Origin of the sequence: Shouchella lonarensis, assembly GCF_900096965.1 — a bacterium.
Lineage (GTDB): Bacteria > Bacillota > Bacilli > Bacillales > Bacillaceae_D > Shouchella > Shouchella lonarensis.
In genome coordinates, this window is sequence record NZ_FMYM01000002.1 from 74,125 (window position 1) to 96,431 (window position 22,307).

At 44.8% G+C, this 22,307-nt stretch carries 19 protein-coding genes; 16 read left to right on the forward strand and 3 right to left on the reverse strand.

Annotated features, from left to right (window positions below):
- The first annotated feature begins 31 nt into the window (after window positions 1–31).
- Window positions 32–568, forward strand: coding sequence for a YwhD family protein (locus BLT29_RS02040; protein WP_090774659.1), 537 nt, complete (start codon window positions 32–34; stop codon window positions 566–568).
- 242 nt (window positions 569–810) lie between these two features.
- On the opposite strand, the gene pepF is transcribed toward BLT29_RS02040, so the two are convergent.
- Window positions 811–2,598 (reverse strand): oligoendopeptidase F, encoded by a 1,788-nt coding sequence (gene pepF, locus BLT29_RS02045; protein WP_090774660.1) that lies wholly within the window; start codon window positions 2,596–2,598, stop codon window positions 811–813.
- Window positions 2,599–2,773: 175 nt separating this feature from the next.
- On the opposite strand from pepF, the gene BLT29_RS02050 reads away from it, so the two are divergent.
- Window positions 2,774–3,601, forward strand: coding sequence for a GNAT family N-acetyltransferase (locus tag BLT29_RS02050; RefSeq protein WP_090774661.1), 828 nt, complete (start codon window positions 2,774–2,776; stop codon window positions 3,599–3,601).
- 42 nt (window positions 3,602–3,643) lie between these two features.
- On the opposite strand, the gene BLT29_RS02055 is transcribed toward BLT29_RS02050, so the two are convergent.
- Window positions 3,644–5,746, reverse strand: coding sequence for a transglycosylase domain-containing protein (locus tag BLT29_RS02055; RefSeq protein ID WP_245700997.1), 2,103 nt, complete (start codon window positions 5,744–5,746; stop codon window positions 3,644–3,646).
- 193 nt (window positions 5,747–5,939) lie between these two features.
- Between BLT29_RS02055 and speE the strand changes: the two genes are divergently transcribed.
- From speE to argS, 4 genes are all read left to right on the forward strand, one after another.
- The gene (gene speE, locus BLT29_RS02060) at window positions 5,940–6,767 is read left to right on the forward strand and encodes a polyamine aminopropyltransferase (RefSeq protein WP_090774663.1); all 828 of its coding nucleotides are present in this window, start codon (window positions 5,940–5,942) and stop codon (window positions 6,765–6,767) included.
- 12 nt (window positions 6,768–6,779) lie between these two features.
- Window positions 6,780–7,664 carry an agmatinase gene (gene speB, locus BLT29_RS02065; RefSeq protein ID WP_090774664.1) on the forward strand — a complete coding sequence of 295 codons (885 nt, stop codon included), beginning with the start codon at window positions 6,780–6,782 and terminating at the stop codon, window positions 7,662–7,664.
- A 145-nt stretch (window positions 7,665–7,809) separates the two neighbouring features.
- The gene (locus tag BLT29_RS02070; protein ID WP_090774665.1) at window positions 7,810–8,280 is read left to right on the forward strand and encodes a YwiB family protein; all 471 of its coding nucleotides are present in this window, start codon (window positions 7,810–7,812) and stop codon (window positions 8,278–8,280) included.
- Window positions 8,277–9,947: an arginine--tRNA ligase gene (gene argS / locus BLT29_RS02075; RefSeq protein ID WP_090774666.1), complete on the forward strand. Its 1,671-nt coding sequence runs from the start codon at window positions 8,277–8,279 to the stop codon at window positions 9,945–9,947. The genes BLT29_RS02070 and argS overlap by 4 nt, the downstream gene beginning before the upstream one ends.
- 78 nt (window positions 9,948–10,025) lie before the next feature.
- On the opposite strand, the gene cls is transcribed toward argS, so the two are convergent.
- Window positions 10,026–11,225: a cardiolipin synthase gene (gene cls, locus BLT29_RS02080; protein WP_090774667.1), complete on the reverse strand. Its 1,200-nt coding sequence runs from the start codon at window positions 11,223–11,225 to the stop codon at window positions 10,026–10,028.
- Window positions 11,226–11,393: 168 nt separating this feature from the next.
- On the opposite strand from cls, the gene BLT29_RS02085 reads away from it, so the two are divergent.
- The 10 genes from BLT29_RS02085 (at window position 11,394) to fsa (ending at window position 22,251) form a co-directional block, all read left to right on the forward strand.
- Window positions 11,394–13,469: a (Fe-S)-binding protein gene (locus tag BLT29_RS02085; RefSeq protein WP_090774668.1), complete on the forward strand. Its 2,076-nt coding sequence runs from the start codon at window positions 11,394–11,396 to the stop codon at window positions 13,467–13,469.
- 109 nt (window positions 13,470–13,578) lie between these two features.
- A complete protein-coding gene (locus tag BLT29_RS02090; RefSeq protein WP_090774669.1) occupies window positions 13,579–14,769 on the forward strand; it encodes an acetyl-CoA C-acetyltransferase in 1,191 nt (396 codons plus the stop codon).
- The gene (locus tag BLT29_RS02095) at window positions 14,766–15,617 is read left to right on the forward strand and encodes a 3-hydroxybutyryl-CoA dehydrogenase (protein ID WP_090774670.1); all 852 of its coding nucleotides are present in this window, start codon (window positions 14,766–14,768) and stop codon (window positions 15,615–15,617) included. The genes BLT29_RS02090 and BLT29_RS02095 overlap by 4 nt, the downstream gene beginning before the upstream one ends.
- Window positions 15,610–16,755, forward strand: a complete 1,146-nt coding sequence (locus BLT29_RS02100) for an acyl-CoA dehydrogenase (RefSeq protein WP_090774671.1) — start codon at window positions 15,610–15,612, stop codon at window positions 16,753–16,755. Before BLT29_RS02095 ends, BLT29_RS02100 begins: the two co-directional genes overlap by 8 nt.
- 70 nt (window positions 16,756–16,825) lie before the next feature.
- Window positions 16,826–17,452: a TetR/AcrR family transcriptional regulator gene (locus BLT29_RS02105; protein WP_090774672.1), complete on the forward strand. Its 627-nt coding sequence runs from the start codon at window positions 16,826–16,828 to the stop codon at window positions 17,450–17,452.
- 160 nt (window positions 17,453–17,612) lie between these two features.
- Window positions 17,613–18,086, forward strand: coding sequence for a DNA-directed RNA polymerase subunit delta (gene rpoE, locus BLT29_RS02110; protein WP_090774673.1), 474 nt, complete (start codon window positions 17,613–17,615; stop codon window positions 18,084–18,086).
- A 185-nt stretch (window positions 18,087–18,271) separates the two neighbouring features.
- Entirely contained in the window at window positions 18,272–19,885 is a 1,614-nt protein-coding gene (gene pyrG / locus BLT29_RS02115) for a CTP synthase (RefSeq protein WP_090774674.1), read from the forward strand.
- Window positions 19,886–20,001: 116 nt separating this feature from the next.
- Entirely contained in the window at window positions 20,002–20,364 is a 363-nt protein-coding gene (locus BLT29_RS02120; protein ID WP_090774859.1) for a response regulator, read from the forward strand.
- 270 nt (window positions 20,365–20,634) lie between these two features.
- A complete protein-coding gene (fba, locus tag BLT29_RS02125) occupies window positions 20,635–21,498 on the forward strand; it encodes a class II fructose-1,6-bisphosphate aldolase (protein WP_090774675.1) in 864 nt (287 codons plus the stop codon).
- 117 nt (window positions 21,499–21,615) lie between these two features.
- Entirely contained in the window at window positions 21,616–22,251 is a 636-nt protein-coding gene (gene fsa, locus BLT29_RS02130; RefSeq protein WP_090774676.1) for a fructose-6-phosphate aldolase, read from the forward strand.
- Window positions 22,252–22,307 lie beyond the last annotated feature (56 nt).

Sequence of the window (22,307 nt, forward strand, 5' to 3'; positions counted from 1 at the left end):
GCAATTGTTAACGGGAAAGGGGCGTGAGGATGTGGATTTGTTGAACAATGATAACGGCAAGAAGCAGAAACGGTCAGCTGGTTTCACCATTTTAAGCAATGATGCGAATGATGGACACGGCGGCTATGGGGCAGGGACGTTAAACTTAGATCAAGTAACACCTTTATTCATTGATGTTGAGGCAGAAGAAGCATTCATTGATATGGGGGCAATGCACGCCCGCTCGGAAGTGGAAAAACGGGTAAAATTCATCCCTGATGCGGATGCAGTGCCAAAAGAGGGGGAGAAAGCATATTGGCTCGTTTGGATTACAATTGGTGTGAAAGACAAGCAGCCTTACTATGCGGGTGTTGCTGGTTGTTATATGACGGTCAATAAAAAAGCAAAACGTGGGTATAAAAACTTGCCGGAGCATGTGAACTATATGGATAAGTCGATTAAAGGTCATATTCTTGTCGATCACATGGATGTGCGGTCACGAGCGGTGCTTAAAGATTTTCTTAAAGCGCACAATGAAGCGATGTGGCACCATGCTGACGCAAAGTTGCATCAAGACTTGGATGTATGAACAAATCGTGAATAAATGTGGACGATTGTTGCTTACGATCTCATTTGCACGTAAACTAGAAAGAGCAAGCGCAAGCATGCTAGGACAAGAAAAACACCGGGGAGACCTGGTGTTTTTTTGTGTATAGACATGATTGCGTAAATAGGACTTTCAAGTATTTTGCTTAAAAACGCTCAGCGCATTTCTTTTTCTCGAAACGCGCTGAGCAATAAGGTTGTTTAGTCGATCACTGGAGGGAGTGCCTACACGCTTTCTAGCTCTTCCACCAACTCCTGAAACTTCTCCATCGCCGCTTCAACTGGTGCACTAGTGGTCAAGTCGACACCTACTTTTTGCAGAAGAGCGAGTGGGAAGTCGGCGCTGCCACTTTGTAAGAATGTTAAATAATTGTCACGCACGTCTTCTTTACCGGCTAAAATATCCGTCGCAATTTGAATCGCTGCAGCAAAGCCAGTTGCGTATTGGAATACGTAAAAAGCGCGATAAAAATGAGGGATACGTGACCAACCATATTTCACTTCATCATCAAAAACAAGGTCTGGACCATTGTATGTCCGGAACAGGTTTTCATAAAGTGTATTCAAACTGCTTGCATCAAGTGGTTCACCATCTTTTGCTCGTTCATGTGTTTGTTTTTCAAAGTCAGCAAACATGACTTGCGTGAAAAAGGTGCTACGGAATTGCTCAATAAAGTGATTGAGTAAGTATGCGCGTGTGTTGCGGTCCGTTGCCTCCTCGAGCATATGGTTGATGAGCAAAATTTCATTGACCGTGGAAGCTACTTCTGCGACAAAAATGCGATATTGGGCTGTAATCGGCGGCTGATGCTTGCTTGAATAGTAGCTGTGCATCGCATGTCCCATTTCGTGTGCCAGTGTGAATAAGCTACTTAAGTCGTCATGATGATTGAGTAAGACAAACGGATGAACCCCGTACACACCAAGGTTGTATGCGCCTGAACGTTTTCCAGGTGTTTCTCGCACGTCGATGTAGCGTTTGTCTTTAAAAGAGGAAAGGGTGTCAACATAATCTTTTCCTAGTGGTGCAAGTGCCGTCAGCATCATTTCGTATGCCTCGTCATATTGGATGTCCATTTTTACACCAGGGGTGATGGGAACATTTAAATCATATTGACGAATTTCATCGACCCCAAGCTTGTCTTTCCGCAAGCGCGTGTAGGAGTGGAGCGGTTCAATATTTGCTTTGGCGGTTTCGATGAGTTGCTCATACACGCGTAAGTCGATATTGTCGTTAAACAGCGCTTGCGCGAGGGTTGAGTTGTAACCGCGCATGTTGGAAATCGTTGTGTTTTTCTTCACTTCGGCGGCATAGATCGTTGCAATGGTGTTGTTCATCTCTACATACGGTTTGTAATATGCTTTGTATGCTGCTTTTCGCTTTTCACGATCTTCATCTTCAATGAGTTTTGCATACATGCCGCGCGTGAGTTGTACTTTCTCTCCACTATCATTGGTTACGTCGCCAAATTGGATGTCAGCGCTATTATACATATTAAATGTATCACTTGGTGCGGAGAACGTTTCCCCAAGTTTAGAGAGAAGGGTCTCTTGTTCTTTCGGTAATACATGTGCTTTAAAGCGGAATGATTTCCAAAGTTCGTCTTCAAAGTAAGCGAGCGCTTTTTCTGATTGAATGTAGCCCCGCAATGTTTCTTCCTCTAAGCTGAGGAGGAACGGTAAAAAGAATGACGTTGCTTCGCTCAATTTCACGCCGAGTTGAGACGCTTTTGCTTGGAGTTGCTGTGCTTCAGCATTCCTTGTGTCTATGTCGGAAAAGAGCATCGCATAAGCGAACAATTTCCGCATCATAAACGATGTTTTTTCTTGCTTTTCTAAGAAGGCAAGCAAGCTTTTTCCGTCTTGAATGTGCCCATCAAATGTGTTTAATTCATTTGCGTTTGTGAGGCAACGATCTGCTTCTTGTTGCCAGGAAGCAAGGTCGGGATAAATATCGGTTAAATCCCATTTTTCTACTGTAGGTACGTCATCTCGTGATTGATAGGTTGTCATATCGTTCACACTCCTTTTTTCCATCTTCTTTATTGTAGCACGAGTGCTTCAAAATATGTTTGGAAACCGATGAAGACTACAATTGTTTATGAAAATAAGGGGGGAGAGGTGAGGTGGTTATGTTATACTAGACATAAATCTTTGCAAAGAACGTTCTAGTAAAGGCGGTGGAAAAATGCTCTCTTCCGAGCAGAAGAAGTCGATCAAAGGCTTGCAGCAAACAGTCGAGAATGTAGATGGGATTCGAATGAAGTTGAATTGGGACATGCTTGAAATGGAACGAGGCGAGTCAGAAGACTACTTTTATTACGAGGATGGGGTTTTACGCGGCTATTTTGCGGTCTATTCGTTTGGCAACAAACTTGAATGTACAGGGATGGTTGCACCTGAGGTACGTCGGCGTGGCATTGCTCGGCAGATGCTTGCCGATGTATGGCAAGACTGGGGTCGACAAACAGAACGCTTTTTATTAAATGCACCACTTGATTCTGAAAATGGCAACGCTTTTATTCGTGCGGTCGGCGGGAAACGTGCGTTTACAGAATATCAACTTGTATGTAAAGAGATACCTGTACCATCTATCAAGCCAGGGGTAAAAATCCGACCAGCCGTTGAGCAAGATGAAGCCGTCATCTATGCATTCGATGTGGAAGGATTTGAGATGACGACAGGTGAAGTGAAGTCGATGTATGCCAATACGGGGATGACAGGGTTGTATATGATTGAAATAGACGGTATCACTGTTGGTAAGCTTCGTCTCGATCGACAAGAAAAAGAAAGCTGGATTTACGGATTTGTGTTGACAAAAGAAAAGCGTGGCCAAGGAATTGGGCGTGCAGCGCTGACAGACGTTGTCCATCGCGAAGTGACAAATGGGAAAGAAGTATGGCTTGATGTGGCAGTTGAAAATGAAGCGGCGTTATCATTATACCGATCCTGTGGTTTTACGATGAGTGGGGCACAAATATATTACCAATTACAAAAGGAAACAGCGCCTGTGTGACTGCACGGCGCTGTTTAAAAATTTATTGATGAAATTGTGACATTACTGTAACTCTACTTCCCCTTCTACAGGGTGTTCTTGCGGAGGCGTTTCTACGCCGTCTTCAATACGAAACCATTTAAATAAACGCTTGAAAAAGCCATCTTCTTTTTTATCGGGTTCTTCTTGAAGGTCTTCAGCCGCCTCAGGGTTTTCACAAGACTTAACGGGTGCACTTCCTTCTAAGAAAGAAGTTTCCCGTCCCCCGGGGCAAGCATCTGTTGCTAAAAGCCCTGTATGAGGGTCAATGACGACAGAAGTCACACCCGCTGGCTTTGTGAATGGCAATGTCAATTCATCTGCCATTGCTTTTTCCATAAAATCGGCCCAAATCCGCTTAGCGAGATGCCCTTCCGCTGCTTGGTTGATGTTTTTGTCCTTATCGTATCCTGTCCAAACAACTGTAACAAGCTGTGGCGTATAGCCAACCATCCAACTATCACGAGGGGTTGATCCTGACTTTCCTGCAGTTGGATGAGTGAGTTGTTTGGCAACACTGCCACCGGTTACAGACGTGTAGCTGTTCAACGAAGGTTCAAATACTGCTTTCATCATGTCGGTGAGCACGTATGTGGTTGCTTCATCAAGCACCTCTTCAAATTTTGCTTCTTGTTTAAAGGACTCTTTGCCATTTTCATCAACCACTTTTTTTATAAATACAGGTTCACTCAATTTTCCCCCGTTTGCTAAAGCTGTGTACGCATTGGCCATGTCAAGGATGGAGACGGGTTGCGCACCAAGGGCGAGTGATGGTTGTTCAGCAAATGAACCAAGTGCAAGTCGGTCGGACAGGGTGACTAGCTCATCTTGTCCAATAGACAAGTGTGTTTTGAGCGCGTAAATATTGTCTGAATACGCAATTGCTTCTAGCATCGTAATATAATCATTGGCATACACATCGTTGAAGTTGCGCGGTGCGTATGTTTTGTTGTTGTCATACGTAAAAGAGGTGGCTTCGCTCAAAAACGTTGAAACAGGTGTAAAACCATTTTCTAAAGCAGCGTAATATAAAAATGGTTTCATTGTTGAACCCGGGTTACGTTTCGCCTGCGTTGCCCGATTAAATGGACTTTCAGCATAGTCTTTCCCGCCAACAAATGCCTTCACTTCGGCCGTTCTTGGATCGATTGCGACAAGTGCGACTTGCAAATCGGAATCAGGCATGTAGTGGTCAATGATTGACTCGGCCTCTTGTTGTAAATTAGGATCGAGTGTCGTATGCACAGTGAGGTGATCGGTGCCTGTATCGTCCATTTGCCCGTTTGCTTGAAGGGTTGCTTTGACGTGATCAAGGAAGTAAGGGGCGTTTGCTTGCGGTGCCGTAGATACTTCTTTCACGAAGTTGAGTGGTTCTTCTTTTGCCTGTTGTGCCTCTTGTTCTGTAATGAAATCCATTTCCACCATACTTGCTAAAATAATGGCTTGACGGTCTTGTGCTTTTTCTAAGTCGACAAGAGGAGAATAGTAACTAGGACCTTTTGGAACGCCTGCTAGCATGGCTGCTTCGGCAAGAGAGAGGTCTTTTGCTGACTTCCCAAAGAAATGTTGTGCGGCCGCTTCGATGCCGTACGCGCCGTGTCCATAGTAAACCGTGTTCAAATAACCAGCAAGAATGTCCTCTTTAGAAAAATGTGCCTCTAGTCTAAGAGAATAAAGTAGCTCATTCCACTTTCGTAACCATGTTTTCTCATGCGTTAAGTATAAATTGCGTGCGTATTGTTGGGTAATCGTGCTCGCTCCTTGTGATCTAGAACCGGTCCGAATATTGGCGAGGATCGATCCGCCAATACGCTTAATATCAAATCCCCAGTGTCCATAGAAACGACGATCTTCAATGGCGACGGTGGCATCTACAATATGTGGAGACATCTCTTCTAATGAGATGGGTTTCCGTGAATTTGTTGAACCGCTGACGAGTAAGGTTGCGTCCGCTGCAAGAAACTCAGTTGTCCTGGTAACATCAATTGGTGGTGGACCTTGCATCCGAACATAGGATAGTAAAACGATCAAGCTAAGTAAGAGAGCAATTGTAACAATCAGTGAGAAACGAAAGAAGAAATATAGTTTTTTGAAGCGACGACGTTTATTTCTTGTAGCAATGTTCACATGAAACCATCCTTTCATTTAGGGAAAACGTCTTTACGCTTATTTTGGGAAGAAAAACGTTTTTTTAAACGTTGTCTTAAGTGTTGAATGAATCCAAGTCACGCACTTTCCTTGTTGAATCTGGTATACTTAATTGTGGGAGATGGTGACAATCATCTCGCTAGTCACATCAAGAGAGGCGAGGGATGATCATATGACAGACTGGTTTACAGAGAAACAGACAGAACATGTCGGGGTTACGATGGCAATTGAAGAAACATTACATAGCGAGAAAACAGCATTTCAACAATTGGACATGGTGAAGACACGACAATTCGGCAATATGCTTTTACTAGACGGGATGGTCATGACGACGGAAAAAGACGAGTTCGTCTATCATGAGATGGTTACGCATGTGCCGTTGTTCACGCATCCTCACCCGAAACACGTGCTCGTTGTTGGTGGTGGTGATGGTGGGGCGATTCGTGAGGTGTTAAAACACCCATCCGTTGAAAAAGCGACGCTTGTGGAAATCGATGGAAAAGTAATTGAATATGCGAAAAAATATTTGCCAACGATTGCGGGATCATTGTCTGATAACCGGGTAGAAGTAAAGGTCGATGACGGGTTTGCTCATATTGCGCATGCGAAAGAGGCGTATGACGTCATTATGGTTGACTCTACTGAGCCAGTTGGGCCAGCAGTAAAATTGTTTGAGCGTGGTTTCTATGAAGGAATTGCGCGTGCGTTAAAGCCGGACGGGCTGTTTGTCGCACAAACGGATAATCCATGGTTTCAGCCGGAATTGTTAGCAAAAGTGTACACGGATATCCAGGAAATCTTTCCAATTACTCGCGTATACACGGCGAATATTCCGACATACCCTAGTGGATTGTGGACATTTACAATCGGTTCTAAACAGTATGATCCTACAAAAGTAGCATCAACACGTTTTCATACGCTAGAGACGAAGTATTATACGCCGGCGCTCCATATGGCAGCGTTTGCTTTGCCGAAATTTGTGCAGGACTTGTTGAAGTAGGGGGCGATCGCGATGCGATTTGACGAAGCGTATTCAGGGAAAGTCTTTATCATGAGTCGGGCATCTTATACAGAAGCGGATGCAGTTATTTACGGGATGCCGATGGATTGGACGGTTTCTTTTCGGCCGGGCACGCGTTTTGGCCCTTCCCGTATTCGTGAAGCATCACTTGGATTAGAAGAATATAGCCCTTATGCGGACAAGCATTTGGAAGAGGTACGTTATTTTGATGCAGGAGATTTACTGTTGCCGTTTGGAAATGCTGCGCGCAGCTTAGAGATGATTGAAGAATATATTGATGAACTACTTGAGGACGGGAAATTCCCACTAGGGCTTGGGGGAGAGCATTTGGTTTCCTGGCCAATTTTTAAAGCAATGTACAAAAAGTATCCTAACTTAGCAATCATTCATATTGATGCGCACGCTGATTTACGTGTTGAATATGAGGGAGAAGCCCTGTCTCACTCAACGCCACTGCGAAAAGCATGTGAGCTCCTCGGGCCAGAAAATGTTTATTCTTTTGGGATCCGTTCAGGTATGCGCGAGGAGTTTGCATATGCACGGACGTCGAGGATGCACCTGCATAAATTTGATGTCGCAGCGCCACTCAAAAAAACATTACCGGAGCTTGCTGGTCGACCGGTATATGTGACAATTGACATTGATGTTCTCGATCCGGCGTATGCACCAGGTACGGGAACCGCAGAAGCCGGCGGGATTACTGCCAAGGAATTGTTAGAGGCACAAATGCTGCTCAGTGAAGCTGATATAAATATCGTCGGGGCTGACTTAGTAGAAGTTTCTCCGCCATATGATCCGACGGGGCAGACGGCAATTGCCGCGAGTAAATTTGTGCGGGAAATGTTGCTTGGTTGGGTGCATAAGCGTCCGCGTTGATAGAGCGTAAAAAATGAACGGCCTATGCGAGCGCACCCGCATAGGCTTTTGTGCACATATACAGATTTTCCTTAGTTGCACCGCTGTTGTAAACAGGCTAAAATAGGAGAGAATCTAGGGATGTTGCTGGAAGGAGACACAATAAATGAGTGTGACGTTAAAGCGGAAAGTAGCAATCTCTTTTCAAGCGACAGTATGGCAGGACGGCGCGGTGCAAGCGACGTCAGCATTTCATGTCGATGGCGACTTGTACATAAAGGATGGATGTACGTATCTTACGTTTAAAGAGGAACGCGCTCATCAGGAAGAAGAGATCCAAACAACGTTGAAATGGGACGAAACCACGCTTTTATTGATCCGCCGTGGTGCGGTGACGATGCGACAACCATTTATAGATGGGCAAGAAACATGCGGACGTTACGTCACAGCGCATATGTCTTGCGAGACAAAAGCAACGACAGAGCAATTGGCTGTTGAGGTCCCTCTCAGTCGTGGTGAGCACGGTCACATACATGTCCGGTATGGCTTTTGGTTACAGGGACAGGAGACAGGAGTACATGAGATTTGCCTTCGGGTGATGGATAGAGAAGCAGAACGAGGAGGAACGTGTTCATGAATGGTGTGGAACAACGGAAAGCGCAGTTACGTGAAGTCATTGCCAGTGCAGTAATTAAAGCCGGGTTTGCGACGGCTGAGGAACTTCCCCCGGTCGTTTTGGAGACGCCAAAAGAAAAGGCGCATGGCGACTATGCGACGAATATGGCGATGCAATTAGCGCGGCTTGCGAAGCAACCCCCGCGTCAAATAGCGGAAAGATTGGTAGAAACAATTGATCAAGAAGCAGCTGGGGTTCGCGAGCTTGTCGTAGCAGGACCAGGATTCATTAATTTCTTTCTCGACCAGGCTTATTTACGCGAAGTGATTCCTACTGTGTTGCAGGCAGGAGAAAGCTATGGACAAAGCGGTGTTGGGCACGGAGAAAAAGTATTAATTGAGTTTGTGTCTGCTAACCCGACAGGGACGCTTCATCTTGGTCATGCCCGCGGCGCGGCCGTTGGCGATGTTTTAGCGAATACGATGGAGAAGGCTGGATATGATGTCACACGTGAGTATTATATTAATGATGCTGGCAATCAAATGTTAAACTTAGCTTATTCACTCGAAGCGCGTTACAAGCAAGCATTGGGACTAGAGGCAAGTTTGCCAGAAGATGGTTATCAAGGTCAAGATATTATCGACATCGCCCAAGCGCTTGTTGCTGAGCATGGCGATGCGTATTTGAAGAAAGCGCCTGAAGAACGACTTGAAGCTTTTAGGTCGTATGGGTTAAAAAAAGAGCTCGAAAAGATTGCGATAGACTTAGAGGCGTATCGTGTACGTTTTGACGAATGGTTTTCGGAAACGTCTTTATATGAGTCAGGTCAGATTGATCAGGCACTCTCTGTTTTGCAAGAGAAAGGTGAAACCTACGAGCAAGACGGGGCAAAATGGTTACGTTCGACCATGTACGGTGATGACAAAGACCGTGTGCTTGTAAAGAAAGACGGGACGTACACGTATTTGCTTCCAGACATCGCTTATCATTTAAATAAGTTTGACCGTGGCTACGACCGCCTGATCGACATTTTTGGTGCGGATCACCACGGCTATATTGCCCGGATGAAAGCAGCCATTCAAGCCCTCGGTTATGATGTTGATCGCTTTGAAGTAGAGATTATCCAGATGGTGAGCCTTTTTCAAGGCGGAGAAAAAGTGAAGATGAGTAAGCGTACCGGGAAAGCTGTGACATTGCAAGATTTATTAGCAGAGGTCGGCGTGGATGCAACACGCTACTTTTTTGCGATGCGTAGTCCAGATGCACACTTAGATTTTGATATGGATTTGGCTGTCTCTAAGTCAAATGAAAACCCAGTGTATTATATCCAATATGCACACGCTCGCGTCTGTAGCATGCTGCGACAAGGAGAATCACTTGGGCTTATTGCTGATGAAACGGCCGACTTATCACTCATTTCTACAGAAAAAGAGTATGATTTGTTAAAAGTAATGGGTGACTTTCCGGCTGTAGTCGCTGAAGCAGCGACACGGCGTAGCCCGAGTCGTTTAACGAACTACGCATATGATCTTGCGCAAGCGTTGCATAGTTTTTATAACGTAACGCGTGTTGTGGACCGAGAAAATGCGGCTTTATCAACCGCACGTCTTGCTTTAATGCGGGCAACGCAAGTAACGATTGCCAATACCCTTGCGCTTGTTGGCGTATCTGCACCGGAGAAGATGTAGTGAATGGCACGGGGTGAGGAGTCTTTGGAGACGGGATGATCTAGCTCGTTAATAAGGGAGGAGGGAGCAATACTGTTCTCACAACACTCCCTCAATCCACCCACCAATCTTTTCCCGTAAACGCATATGCCACGGTCTTTTTTCTAGCGCTTCCAGCGTCACGTGCATCGACACACTCATATCGTGCTCAATGCAGTCAATGACTTGCCGCGTAAACACGCTGTCATGTGTGAGCAAACCCATCTCGTCGTTTAAATGTAAACTACGGCGGTCAAAGTTTGCTGTGCCGATGAAGCATGTTTCCCCATCAACAATAAGCGCTTTGGCGTGATAAAAGCCACGATAATAGTGGTAGACAGTTGTCCCTGCTTGAAGAGCACGAATCAAGTAACGATGAGATGCTTCGGTGACAAGTAGATGGTCTGCTTTCTCAGGCAACAAAATACGAACGTCAACGCCTCGACGTGCAGCGTCTTCAACGACACGCTGCAACCGATTTGAAGGAATGTAGTAAGGTGTCGCAATGAAGCATGTTTTTTTGCTTTGTGAGATGAAAGCACACAGCTCTTTTTCTAATCCGATACCATTTGTCGCTAGAAACTGGACGGAAGTATGACCGCTTGGATCCGGTGGCGTCTCCATGTGCGGTAAGCGTACCTCTGTTGCTTCGTACCAATCGGCACAAAATTGTCGTGCGATATCGATGCAAGCGGCGCCAGTTAGACGCACATGGAAATCACGCCAAAAACCAAATTTCGGGTCACGGCTCACATATTCATCACCGACATTGTAGCCACCAATGTAGCCAATATGTCCATCAATGACAGCGATTTTTCGGTGATTTCTGCGATTTAACGAGAAGAAATACAGTGGACCACGCACAGGTCTCGCATAAGCAAATGAGATGCCTGCCCGCTTTAATCTCTTCTTTGCTTTCCGAGGAAGGTGGCACCCAACTCGGTCAACGAGTAAGCATACGTCAACATCAAGGCTTGCTTTCTGTTCAAGGGCGGTAAGTACGCGTTTTCCGAGTGTATCATAGTTGAAAATGTAAAAGAGGATATGGATATGATCGGTTGCATCATTGATGTCACGTATAAAGCAGTCGAAGAAATCTTCACCAGTTGTGAAGAGGTTGAGGTCTGCTCGTTGTACACTTGTCATGTGTGGACGGTTGTGTGTCTGCAATTGTTTGTGCCCATATGTATAATCGATTGTTAACCACACTGCGAGTAATAAAAGTAAACTAAGCGCTGTCAGAAGTAACAACCACCACATAAAGCATCTCCCTTTCCTCTACGAGTCTGACCGCGATAACGGATGATGCTATTTTCTGCAACCTCGCAGATTTCATGCAAAAACCTAGAAAAATGAAATGAATGAATGATCATTCACTTCATTTATGGTATACTACAAACAAGAAGTTGTAAAAAGGGAGGATGCATCATGTCAAATGCTTTGCTAATGACAAATTGGGCGTTATTCCTACTTGTAGTAGGTTACGCAGTTTATTTATTTGTGTCGCTTGTTTTCACGCGCATACGCTTTATTCGTCTTGGAAAGAAAGCTGAATTTGAGCATACGATGAATGAACGCTTAAAAGCAATTTGGGAAAATGTATTTGGTCATACAAAATTAATGAAAGACAAAAAAAGTGGTTTGATCCATCTCATGTTTTTCTATGGCTTTTTGCTCGTGCAGTTTGGTGCGATTGACTTAATTTGGAAGGGCTTACAACCGGGTTCGCATTTGCCACTAGGCCCCATTTATCCGTACTTTACATTGTTCCAAGAAATCGTCGTCGCCATGATTTTAGTTGCGGTTGTGTGGGCATTTTATCGTCGTTATATGGAAAAGCTCGTTCGCTTAAAACGCGGCTGGAAAGCAGGTCTTGTTCTCGTCTTTATTGGCGGACTAATGGTATCAAAAACGATGGCTAAAGGAATGGAGCTCATTTGGTTAGATAAAAGTCCATCGATTTATGAGCCATTGGCGTCGTCGGTTTACTTTGTGACGAGCTGGTTACCGACAAATGTTGCTGGTGCGCTGTTTTTTGTATTTTGGTGGGCGCACCTGTTATTCTTACTGACGTTCCTTGTGTATGTGCCGCAAGGGAAGCATGCGCATTTAATTGCTGGACCAGTTAATGTTTTTTTAGGGCGAACGCATAAGGTAGGTCGTCTCGCAAAAATTGATTTTGAAGAAGAGGACGCCGAGCAGTTTGGTGTTGGGAAAATCGAAGACTTCAATCAAAAGCAACTACTTGATTTATATGCTTGTGTGGAATGTGGTCGTTGTACAAATATGTGTCCGGCAACAGGAACAGGTAAGATGTTGTCGCCAATGGATTTAATTTTGCGTTTACGTGATCATTTAACAGAAAAAGGTGCAGCAGTGACGTCGCGCTCACCGTGGTTGCCTGCGTATGCATTTTCCAATACGAAAGCGAATACACTGGCTGCACAAGGTGCAAGTGAGGCAGCTGCAGGGTATGATGTGAGTCTCATTGGTGACGTGATCACAGAGGAAGAAATTTGGGCGTGTACAACATGCCGAAATTGTGAAGATCAGTGCCCAGTGATGAATGAACATGTCGACAAAATTATTGATTTGCGTCGATACCTTGTGTTGACGGAAGGAAAAATGGATCCAGATGCACAGCGCGCATTGCAAAATATTGAGCGCCAAGGTAATCCATGGGGGATTAGCCGCAAAGAACGCGAAAACTGGCGTGATGGGCGCGAAGATATTCACGTACCAACGGTGAAAGAACTAAGCAAAAAAGGTGAGACGTTTGAGTATTTATTTTTCGCTGGCTCGATGGGTGCGTATGATAACCGCAGTCAAAAAATTGCCCAGTCGTTTGCGAAGTTGCTTAATCTTGCTGGTGTGTCATTTGCGATTATCGGAAATAAAGAAAAGAACTCTGGTGATACGCCACGGCGCTTAGGGAATGAATTTTTATTCCAAGAGCTAGCGACCGCAAACATTGAGTTGTTCCAGAAGCATGATGTCAAAAAGATTGTTACGATTGATCCACATGCGTACAACACGTTTAAAAATGAGTACCCAGACTTTGGGTTAGAAAACGTCGAAGTTTACCACCATACGGAACTTCTTGTCAAGTTGTTGCAGGAAGGTCGCTTGTCTCCGTCGAAAGAAGTAAGGGAGACGATTGTCTTCCACGACTCTTGCTATTTAGGACGCTACAACGATGTGTACGATCCACCGCGCGAGATTTTATCGTACATTCCAGGCGTGAATGTGGTGGAGATGGAACGAAACCGGGAAAACGGCATGTGTTGTGGTGCTGGTGGCGGTATGATGTGGATGGAGGAAGATAGAGGAGAGCGTGTCAATGTTGCACGAACAGAGCAAGCACTTGCTGTCTCGCCATCGGTCATTGGTAGTGCCTGTCCATATTGTTTAACAATGTTAAGTGATGGGACGAAAGCATTAGAACAGGAAGATCACGTTGAAACATTGGATGTTGTTGAGATTTTAGAACGATCATTGGCATAAGGGATGTAAGAGGGAGGTTCACGCTTATGAAGTGAGCCTTCCCATTTATCCGTAATCACGACTGAGCGTTCGCTCGCATACATCAAGAAAACAAGAGAGGGGTTTTACGATGAAAACAGTCATTGTAAGTGGTGCAAGAACGCCATTTGCGAAAATGGGTGGGTCACTTGCTACATTAACAGCGCCACAATTAGGGGGAATTGCGTTGAAAGGTGCGCTAGAACGTGCCGGTTGGTCTCCTGAACAAGTTGATGATGTCATGATGGGAAATGTGTTGCAAGCAGGTGTCGGGCAGCTCCCGTCTCGCCAAGCATTACATGAGGCAGGTTTGCCGTGGCATGTGCGGACAGAGACGATTAATAAAGTGTGTGCGTCAGGCATGCGTGCAGTGACACTTGCGGATGAAGCGATTCGCTCACGTCGGTCGCAAGTTGTCTTAGCTGGGGGAATGGAATCGATGACGCACGCGCCCTATTACATGCCTCAAGCCCGCTTTGGTGCACGAATGGGAGATACACGCATGGTTGATGGGATGGTTTATGATGGGCTTACATGTGCGTTTGAACAGGTGCATATGGGCATTTACGGTAGCCGCACAGCTGCAAAACGATCAATCTCACGTGCAGCGCAAGATAAATGGGCACTTCGGAGTCAAGAGCGGGCTGCACGCGCAATTGAAAGCGGTATCATATCTGAGGAAATTACGCCTGTATTGATCACAGACCGGAAGGGACACACAATAGAAGTGAACGTAGATGAGGCGCCGCGTCCACAGACAACAGCGGAGGCACTTGCTGCGCTTAAACCTGTATTTGAGAAAGACGGTACGATTACCGCCGGCAATGCCCCTGGTGTGAATGATGGTGCTTGTGCACTACTTTTAATGAGTGAGGAGAAGGCAGTCAGTCATGATTTAGAAGTACTAGCGACGATTGAAGCGCACGAAGAAATCGCGGTGCAGCCAGCTGACTTTCCAGAAACCCCCGGGCTTGTCATTAACCGTTTGCTTAAGCGTTCACAGCTTCAAACGACTGATATTGCGCGATTTGAAATTAATGAGGCGTTTGCTGCAGTCGCATTAGCAAGCAATCAACTTGCGGATTTAGACGCTGAAAAGGTGAATGTCAACGGTGGCGCCATTGCATACGGTCATCCAATTGGCGCGAGCGGTGCGCGTATTTTATTGACACTTGCGTATGAGTTAAAGCGCATTGGTGGCGGTTACGGGATTGCTGCTATTTGTAGCGGTGGTGGGCAAGGAGATGCCGTGCTGTTACATGTGAAGGGAGAAAATGTATGAATATAAAAAACGTGATGGTCATTGGCGCAGGACAAATGGGGAGCGGTATCGCTGAAGTGTTTGCGATGAAAGGATATCATGTGTTTTTATGTGATCAAACAGTTGCGCAAGCAGAGACAGGTAAAGAAAGTATTGCCAAGCGGCTTGGGCGTCTTGTAGAAAAAGGGGTGCAGTCTCAGGAAGAGATCGATGCAGCGTTAGAGCGTCTGGAGACGGTGGGCACATTAGACACCGCTGCTAAAGCAGATATTGTCATTGAAGCAGCCACAGAGCATGTGGACACAAAGAAACAAATATTTATTGCAGTCGACCAGTATGTAAAAAATGAAACCATCTTAGCGACGAACACATCATCTTTACCAATTACAGATTTAGCGAGTGTGACAACGTCCCCAGAACGAGTGATTGGGATGCACTTTATGAACCCAGTGCCACGGATGAAACTTGTTGAAATCATTCGTGGACTTGCGACAGACGATAACGTTTTTTTGGCTGTCAATGATTTGGCACACAAACTTGAGAAAGTACCGGTGACGGTTGAGGACTTTCCTGGGTTTGTGTCTAACCGCATTTTAATGCCAATGATTAATGAGGCGATCTTCACGTTATATGAAGGCGTCGCTTCGGCTGAAGATATTGATACAGTGATGAAACTTGGGATGAATCACCCAATGGGCCCACTCACGTTGGCAGATTTTATTGGACTGGATACATGCCTTGCAATTATGAACGTACTCCATGAAGGTTTTGGGGATGATAAATATCGTCCTTGTCCATTGTTAAAGAAATATGTGCAAGCGGGCTGGTTCGGAAGAAAAACAGGTAGGGGGTTTTTTGTGTATGAGTAGTGTATTGTTGATGGAAGAACAGGAAATGATGCAAAAGATGGTGCGAGACTTTGCGCAAGAAGAGATTACCCCTGCTGTTGCAGATATGGAAGAACATGACACTTTTCCACGTGCCGTGTTAGAAAAAATGGGTGCGCTGGGGTTAATGGGTGTCACGGTGCCTGAAAATTATGGGGGGGCAGGCATGGATTTTGTCTCGTATATTATTGCTGTCCACGAAATTTCTAAAGCAAGTGCGGCGCTCGGTCTCATTATGAGTGTGCACACATCTGTCGGGATTGGTCCAATCCTTGCTTACGGAACAGAAGAGCAAAAAAGGCGTTATGTGCCAGCGTTGGCAACTGGAAAGATGATTGGTGCGTTTTGTTTGACAGAGCCGAATGCAGGAAGTGATGCAAAGTCGTTACAAACACGTGCAGTGAAGGAAGGCGAAGATTATATTTTAAATGGATCAAAAGTGTTTATTACAAACGGTGGTGAAGCAGGCTCATACATTGTCTTTGCGGTCACTGACCCGAGCGCGGGTTCAAAAGGGATCTCTGCTTTCATTGTTGACGGTGATGTAGAAGGGTTACTTGTCGGTAAAAAAGAGCAAAAGTTAGGGTTGCGTGGATCAACGACAACAGAAATCATTTTTGACAATTGTCGTATTCCCAAAACCCAACTGCTCGGGCAAGAAGGGCAAGGGTTAAAAATTGCGCTTTCTAACTTGAATGCAGGAAGAATTGGTATTGCTGCACAATCGCTTGGCATTGCTGAAGCAGCACTTGAGGCAGCGACAAGTTATGCGCAGGAGCGCAAGCAATTTGGCGAGCCGCTCATTGCACACCAAGGGATGGCGTTTAAGTTAGCCGATATGGCGACAGAGGTAGAAGCAGCAAAGCAATTAACGTATGCAGCGGCACGCTTGAAACAAGAAGCACGCCCTTGTGCGAAAGAAGCTTCGATGGCGAAATTGTTTGCTTCACGTACAGCGATGCATGTTGCAACCGAGGCTGTACAAGTGTATGGTGGTTATGGTTATATGAAAGAATATCCAGTAGAGCGCTATTTTAGAGATGCGAAAGTATGCGAGATTTACGAAGGAACGAGTGAAATCCAACGAATGGTCATCGCGCGCCATTTAGGTGAAAAATAAAGAGGAGGCGACGAGAGATGGGTAAGGTCATTTCTAGCGGTGCTTCTATGCATGTAGAAAGGGTGACGCAATGACAAAAAAAAGCGTTCCGTCGATGGTCAAAGATCAACAACTGATTCAGAAGAGGCGGGCACAAATGATTAAGGGGGCGGTGCATCTTTTTATTGAAAAAGGATTTCACCGCACAACGACGCGTGAAATTGCTAAAGAATCGGGCTTTAGTATTGGCACGCTCTATGAATATATTCGCACAAAAGAAGACGTGCTATACTTAGTGTGTGACGCGATTTACGACCAAGTGACAGAACGAGTTCGGACCCAAGTCGATTTAACGGGGACGTGTCTGGAGCAGTTGGAGTCGGCGATTCGCGCATACTTCATGGTAGTAGACGAAATGCAAGATGAGGTACTTGTCATGTATCAAGAAACAAAATCACTTCCGAAAGAGACACTTCCTTATGTATTAAGGAAAGAGCAGGAAATGGTTGAGATGATGGAGTCTTTAGTAAGAACTTGTGTAAAAGAAGGTGTACTCGTTCTGAATGAACAAGAAACGAAACTGTTGGCGCATAATATTTTAGTCCAAGGGCAGATGTGGACGTTTCGTCGTTGGGCGTTGCAGAAGCAATTCACACTGGAAGATTATACAAATATGCAAATAGCATGCTTGCTTTATCGCAGTAAAAGAGGCGAGTGACGCTAAAAAAAGGCGTGTTCAAAGGGTAATCTGTGAGAATGTTTTTTACGCTAGCCATCGTAAGTGAAATATGGTTATAATGGGACGTATGATTTTTTACTAGCTGTCTTACACTAGGAGACAGTGATGCATAGATTTGTATGAAAGGGTGTGTATATGTGTGGCGAAGGTAAAAGAGTTAACAAAAGAACGACTAGCGGAGTTGTCAATGGTTGAGACGGCCTATTTGATTATGGAAAATAAGCGCGAACCTTACTATTTCTATGACTTGCTTAGTGAAGTAGCGAAAGTAAAAGGATTTACAGAGGAAGAAAAGAAGGCGCGCATTTCATTTTTATACACAGATATGAATATCGATGGACGCTTTTTAACATTAGGAGACAATCAATGGGGTTTAAAAGCGTGGTATTTGCATGAGCAATCAGAGGAAGAAATTACGGTTTCAGCGCATCCTGAGAAACACTTTGACGTCGATGATGAGCTAGAGGATGACGCATTTGAAGATTTAGAAGATGAGCTCGATGAGTTAGCAGAGGTAGAAGACGGAGACGAAGAAGAGGATGATTTGGCAGACGAGAAAAAAGGCCGTCATTTGATGGAGGATGAAGAAGACGAAGACGATTTTTCTTCATAACGTGCTTGACGAATGTGGGGCAACTCCGGTACAATCAGTTTTGGGCTTCTCGTTATTGTCGGGAAGAAATAAAGAATGAGATGGACAAACAAAAGCGCGCCCCCAACGATGGTGGGAGAGGTGCCGCTTTTGTTTTTTTGTTTTTGTTATAGGGCAGGATAAGTATTGGAGGAGGCGTTGGTAAGATGGCAAAATATATTTTCGTAACAGGAGGCGTGGTATCTTCTTTAGGAAAGGGGATTACCGCAGCGTCTTTAGGAAGATTACTAAAAAATCGTGGACTACAAGTGACGATTCAAAAGTTTGACCCGTATATCAATGTGGATCCTGGGACAATGAGTCCTTACCAACATGGAGAGGTATTCGTTACGGATGATGGTGCAGAAACAGATTTAGATTTAGGGCACTATGAGCGTTTTATTGATATCAACCTTAGTCAAAATAGCAATGTCACGACCGGTCGGGTATATCAAACGGTGTTAAAGAAAGAGCGTCGGGGTGATTATTTAGGCGGCACCGTGCAGGTCATCCCCCATGTGACCAACGAGATTAAAGAACGTGTGCTTCGGGCAGGGCGTGAGACAGGCGCTGATGTTGTCATTACAGAAATCGGTGGAACCGTTGGTGACATTGAAAGTTTACCGTTTTTGGAAGCAATCCGCCAAATCAAGGGTGACGTTGGCATGGACAACGTCTTATACTTGCACTGTACATTGATTCCTTATTTGCAAGCTGCTGGTGAAATGAAATCGAAGCCAACACAGCACTCGGTAAAAGAATTACGTTCGTTAGGCATTCAACCAAATGTCATCGTTGTACGTACAGAACGACCTGTACCAGAAGAAATGAAAGACAAGATTGCTTTGTTTTGCGATATTCGGAAAGAAGCAGTCATTGAAGCAGGAGATGCGGATACGCTTTATCAAGTGCCGCTCAATTTGCAGGCGCAAAACTTAGATCAAATTGTTTGTGATCATTTACATTTGCAAGTCGGTCCAGCAGACATGACTGAGTGGCGTTCGCTCGTTGAACGTGTACAACATTTGACGCATAAAGTCCGCATCGCCCTCGTTGGAAAATATGTCGCGTTGCAAGATGCGTATTTGTCGGTTGCTGAGGCGCTTCGTCACGCCGGTTACAGCGTTGATGCGGATATTGAAATTGACTGGGTGTATGCAGAGCAAGTGACAGATGATAATGTTGCAGAGAAGCTTCGTCATGCTGATGGGATCATTGTACCAGGTGGTTTTGGCGATCGTGGTGTGGAAGGCAAAATTTCTGCGATCCGTTATGCGCGAGAAAATCACATTCCTTTTCTCGGAATATGTTTAGGTATGCAGTTAGCATCTGTTGAGTTTGCACGTCACGTATTACAATTGCGTGATGCAAACTCAGCTGAACTCAACCCTGAGACATCTCATCCGGTTATTGACTTACTACCAGAACAAAAAGATGTCGAAGATTTAGGCGGGACATTACGTCTCGGCTTATACCCATGTAAGTTGGCAACTGGGACAGTGGCTCATGGAGCGTATGGTGAAGAAGTGGTGTATGAGCGACATCGTCACCGGTATGAATTTAATAATGTATACCGTAAACAAATGGAAGAGGCGGGTTTAGTATTTTCAGGGACCAGTCCAGATGGACGGTTAGTCGAGATTGTTGAGCTACCTGCGCATCCATTCTTTGTCGCAGCGCAATTTCATCCAGAATTCATCTCGCGTCCAACGCGTCCTCAACCACTTTTTAAGTCGTTTGTACAGAAAGCATTTACACAATCAAAAAATGGTGTCTCCTAAATAAGGCAAATAAAAAGGCGCATAGGCGTCTTTTTTTCTTTGTTAGGCAGGGAATAGAGAAAAAATCGCGAATTTCTTTTAAGGAAAGAGTCTGAATAAAAATGGGGGATGGATCAGTGGCGCAAAAAATATTGATCGTTGATGATCAGGCAGGAATTCGGATGTTGCTAACAGAGGTGTTAAGTCACGAAGGATATGAAACATTTGAGGCGGGAAATGGTCAAGATGCGTTACGCATTCAATCTGAACATCATATTGATATTGTTTTATTGGACATGAAAATTCCTGGAATGGATGGGATTGAAATTTTGAAGCAGATGAAAAAGCATGATCCTGCCATTTGTGTTGTTATGATGACGGCATACAGCGAGCAAGGAATTGTGAATGAGGCGTTGCAACACGGAGCAAGAGATATCTTTTCAAAGCCGTTTGATATTGAAGATGTCAGGAAAATGGTACGTACACACATCACGATGTAAGAAAATATTGGTGGTAAGCGCTTTCCGACATATTTCCGTTACTTTCTAACGTCAATTATTTAAAGAATATGCTATAATAGAGGCGATGGACGAGCAAGATGAACGAAGCTTTCAGTTTAAGAGCTTGTGCGTCATCTTTGCCCAAAATGCATGTGAGCATGTGTACGGAACAAGGAAGTATAGCACATAACTTTGCGAGATCAAGGGTATCTTGTAAAAAGAAGTTGTGACATGCATTTGCTCGGCATGCGAATTTAAGGAGGAAAGTCTATGCCTTTAGTTTCAATGAAAGACATGTTAAACAAAGCAAAATCTGAGGGTTATGCAGTAGGACAATTCAATTTAAATAACCTTGAGTTTACTCAAGCGATTTTGCAAGCAGCAGAAGAGGAGAAATCGCCAGTCATTCTTGGCGTATCTGAAGGTGCTGCGCGTTATATGGGTGGGTTTAAAACTGTGGTTGGATTGGTTAAAAATTTAATGGATGAATACCACGTGACTGTACCGGTAGCGATTCACCTTGACCACGGTTCTAGTTTTGAAAAATGTGTCGAGGCGATGTATGCTGGATTTACATCTGTTATGATTGATGGTTCCCATTACCCACTTGAAAAGAATATTGCATTAACAAAACGTGTCGTTGATGTGGCTCACACGTTAGGTGTATCTGTTGAAGCAGAGCTTGGTCGAATCGGTGGACAAGAAGATGACCTCATTGTTGACGATGCAGAGGCAGCTTATGCAGTGCCAGAAGAGTGTAAAGAACTTGTTGAAGCAACAGGCGTAGACTGCTTTGCACCCGCGCTGGGCTCTGTTCATGGACCATATAAAGGTGAACCGAATCTTGGTTTTGATCATATGAAAAAAATTGATTCCCTCGTAGGAATCCCCCTTGTGCTTCATGGTGGGACAGGCATTCCAACAAAAGACGTTCAAAAAGCGATTGCATTTGGACACGCAAAAATTAATGTAAATACAGAAAGCCAAATTTCTTCAGCGAAAGCAGTGCGAGAAACGCTAGATGCCGATGCGGAAATGTACGATCCGAGAAAGTATCTTGGACCAGCACGAGAGGCGATTAAAGCAACAGTGATCGGTAAGATGCGTGAATTTGGTTCTTCTCAAAAGGCTTAGTCGTTGGTCGTATGAGGCGATCCGCCATAAAAGCAGTTCCTGTGTGAGCTGCTTTTATTACCATTTATAGCATAAACTGAAAAAATAATTGAAACCGCTTTAGAAGGAGCGTCTTAAATGAAATTTTTTATTGATACAGCAAACATAGATGAAATCAAAGAAGCGCATGAGCTAGGGATATTAGCTGGTGTGACGACGAACCCCTCTCTCGTAGCAAAAGAGAATGTTGACTTTCATACACGTATTCGAGAGATCGCAGCGCTCGTACCCGGCAGTGTGAGTGCAGAAGTCATCGCATTAGATGCAGAGGGCATGATTCAAGAAGGGCTTGAGCTTGCTAAAATTGCAGACAATATTACGATTAAAGTCCCGATGACAAATGAAGGTTTGAAGGCAGTGCATGCATTTTCTGAACGTGGCATTCAAACAAATGTCACATTAATTTTCTCTGTGCCACAAGCGCTTCTTGCCGCACGTGCAGGGGCAACATATATTTCGCCGTTTATAGGGCGATTGGATGATATTGGTCAAGATGGCCTTGCGCTCGTTTCAGATATCACAGAGATTTTTACAAAGCATGCGCTATCAACACAAATCATTGCTGCATCAGTGCGCCACCCGATTCATGTGAATGAGGCAGCCAAGCGCGGTGCTCATATCGCTACTGTTCCACTAAAAGTCATTAAGCAATTAACAAAGCACCCTTTAACTGATCAAGGCATTGAACGTTTTTTAGCGGACTGGGGTAAATAAACTTTCGAACGAGCGACAAGCAGGGTGTATCCCCTTTTTGCAGTGAAAGGAGCGAC

Bases quoted from the DNA above. Each gene is read 5' to 3' on its own strand.
- pepF (WP_090774660.1), bottom strand. From the start codon at position 2,598: ATGACAACCTATCAATCACGAGATGACGTACCTACAGTAGAAAAATGG.
- BLT29_RS02050 (WP_090774661.1), top strand. From the start codon at position 2,774: ATGCTCTCTTCCGAGCAGAAGAAGTCGATCAAAGGCTTGCAGCAAACA.
- speE (WP_090774663.1), top strand. From the start codon at position 5,940: ATGACAGACTGGTTTACAGAGAAACAGACAGAACATGTCGGGGTTACG.
- speB (WP_090774664.1), top strand. From the start codon at position 6,780: ATGCGATTTGACGAAGCGTATTCAGGGAAAGTCTTTATCATGAGTCGG.
- BLT29_RS02070 (WP_090774665.1), top strand. From the start codon at position 7,810: ATGAGTGTGACGTTAAAGCGGAAAGTAGCAATCTCTTTTCAAGCGACA.
- argS (WP_090774666.1), top strand. From the start codon at position 8,277: ATGAATGGTGTGGAACAACGGAAAGCGCAGTTACGTGAAGTCATTGCC.
- cls (WP_090774667.1), bottom strand. From the start codon at position 11,225: ATGTGGTGGTTGTTACTTCTGACAGCGCTTAGTTTACTTTTATTACTC.
- BLT29_RS02085 (WP_090774668.1), top strand. From the start codon at position 11,394: ATGTCAAATGCTTTGCTAATGACAAATTGGGCGTTATTCCTACTTGTA.
- BLT29_RS02090 (WP_090774669.1), top strand. From the start codon at position 13,579: ATGAAAACAGTCATTGTAAGTGGTGCAAGAACGCCATTTGCGAAAATG.
- BLT29_RS02095 (WP_090774670.1), top strand. From the start codon at position 14,766: ATGAATATAAAAAACGTGATGGTCATTGGCGCAGGACAAATGGGGAGC.
- BLT29_RS02100 (WP_090774671.1), top strand. From the start codon at position 15,610: ATGAGTAGTGTATTGTTGATGGAAGAACAGGAAATGATGCAAAAGATG.
- BLT29_RS02105 (WP_090774672.1), top strand. From the start codon at position 16,826: ATGACAAAAAAAAGCGTTCCGTCGATGGTCAAAGATCAACAACTGATT.
- pyrG (WP_090774674.1), top strand. From the start codon at position 18,272: ATGGCAAAATATATTTTCGTAACAGGAGGCGTGGTATCTTCTTTAGGA.
- fba (WP_090774675.1), top strand. From the start codon at position 20,635: ATGCCTTTAGTTTCAATGAAAGACATGTTAAACAAAGCAAAATCTGAG.
- fsa (WP_090774676.1), top strand. From the start codon at position 21,616: ATGAAATTTTTTATTGATACAGCAAACATAGATGAAATCAAAGAAGCG.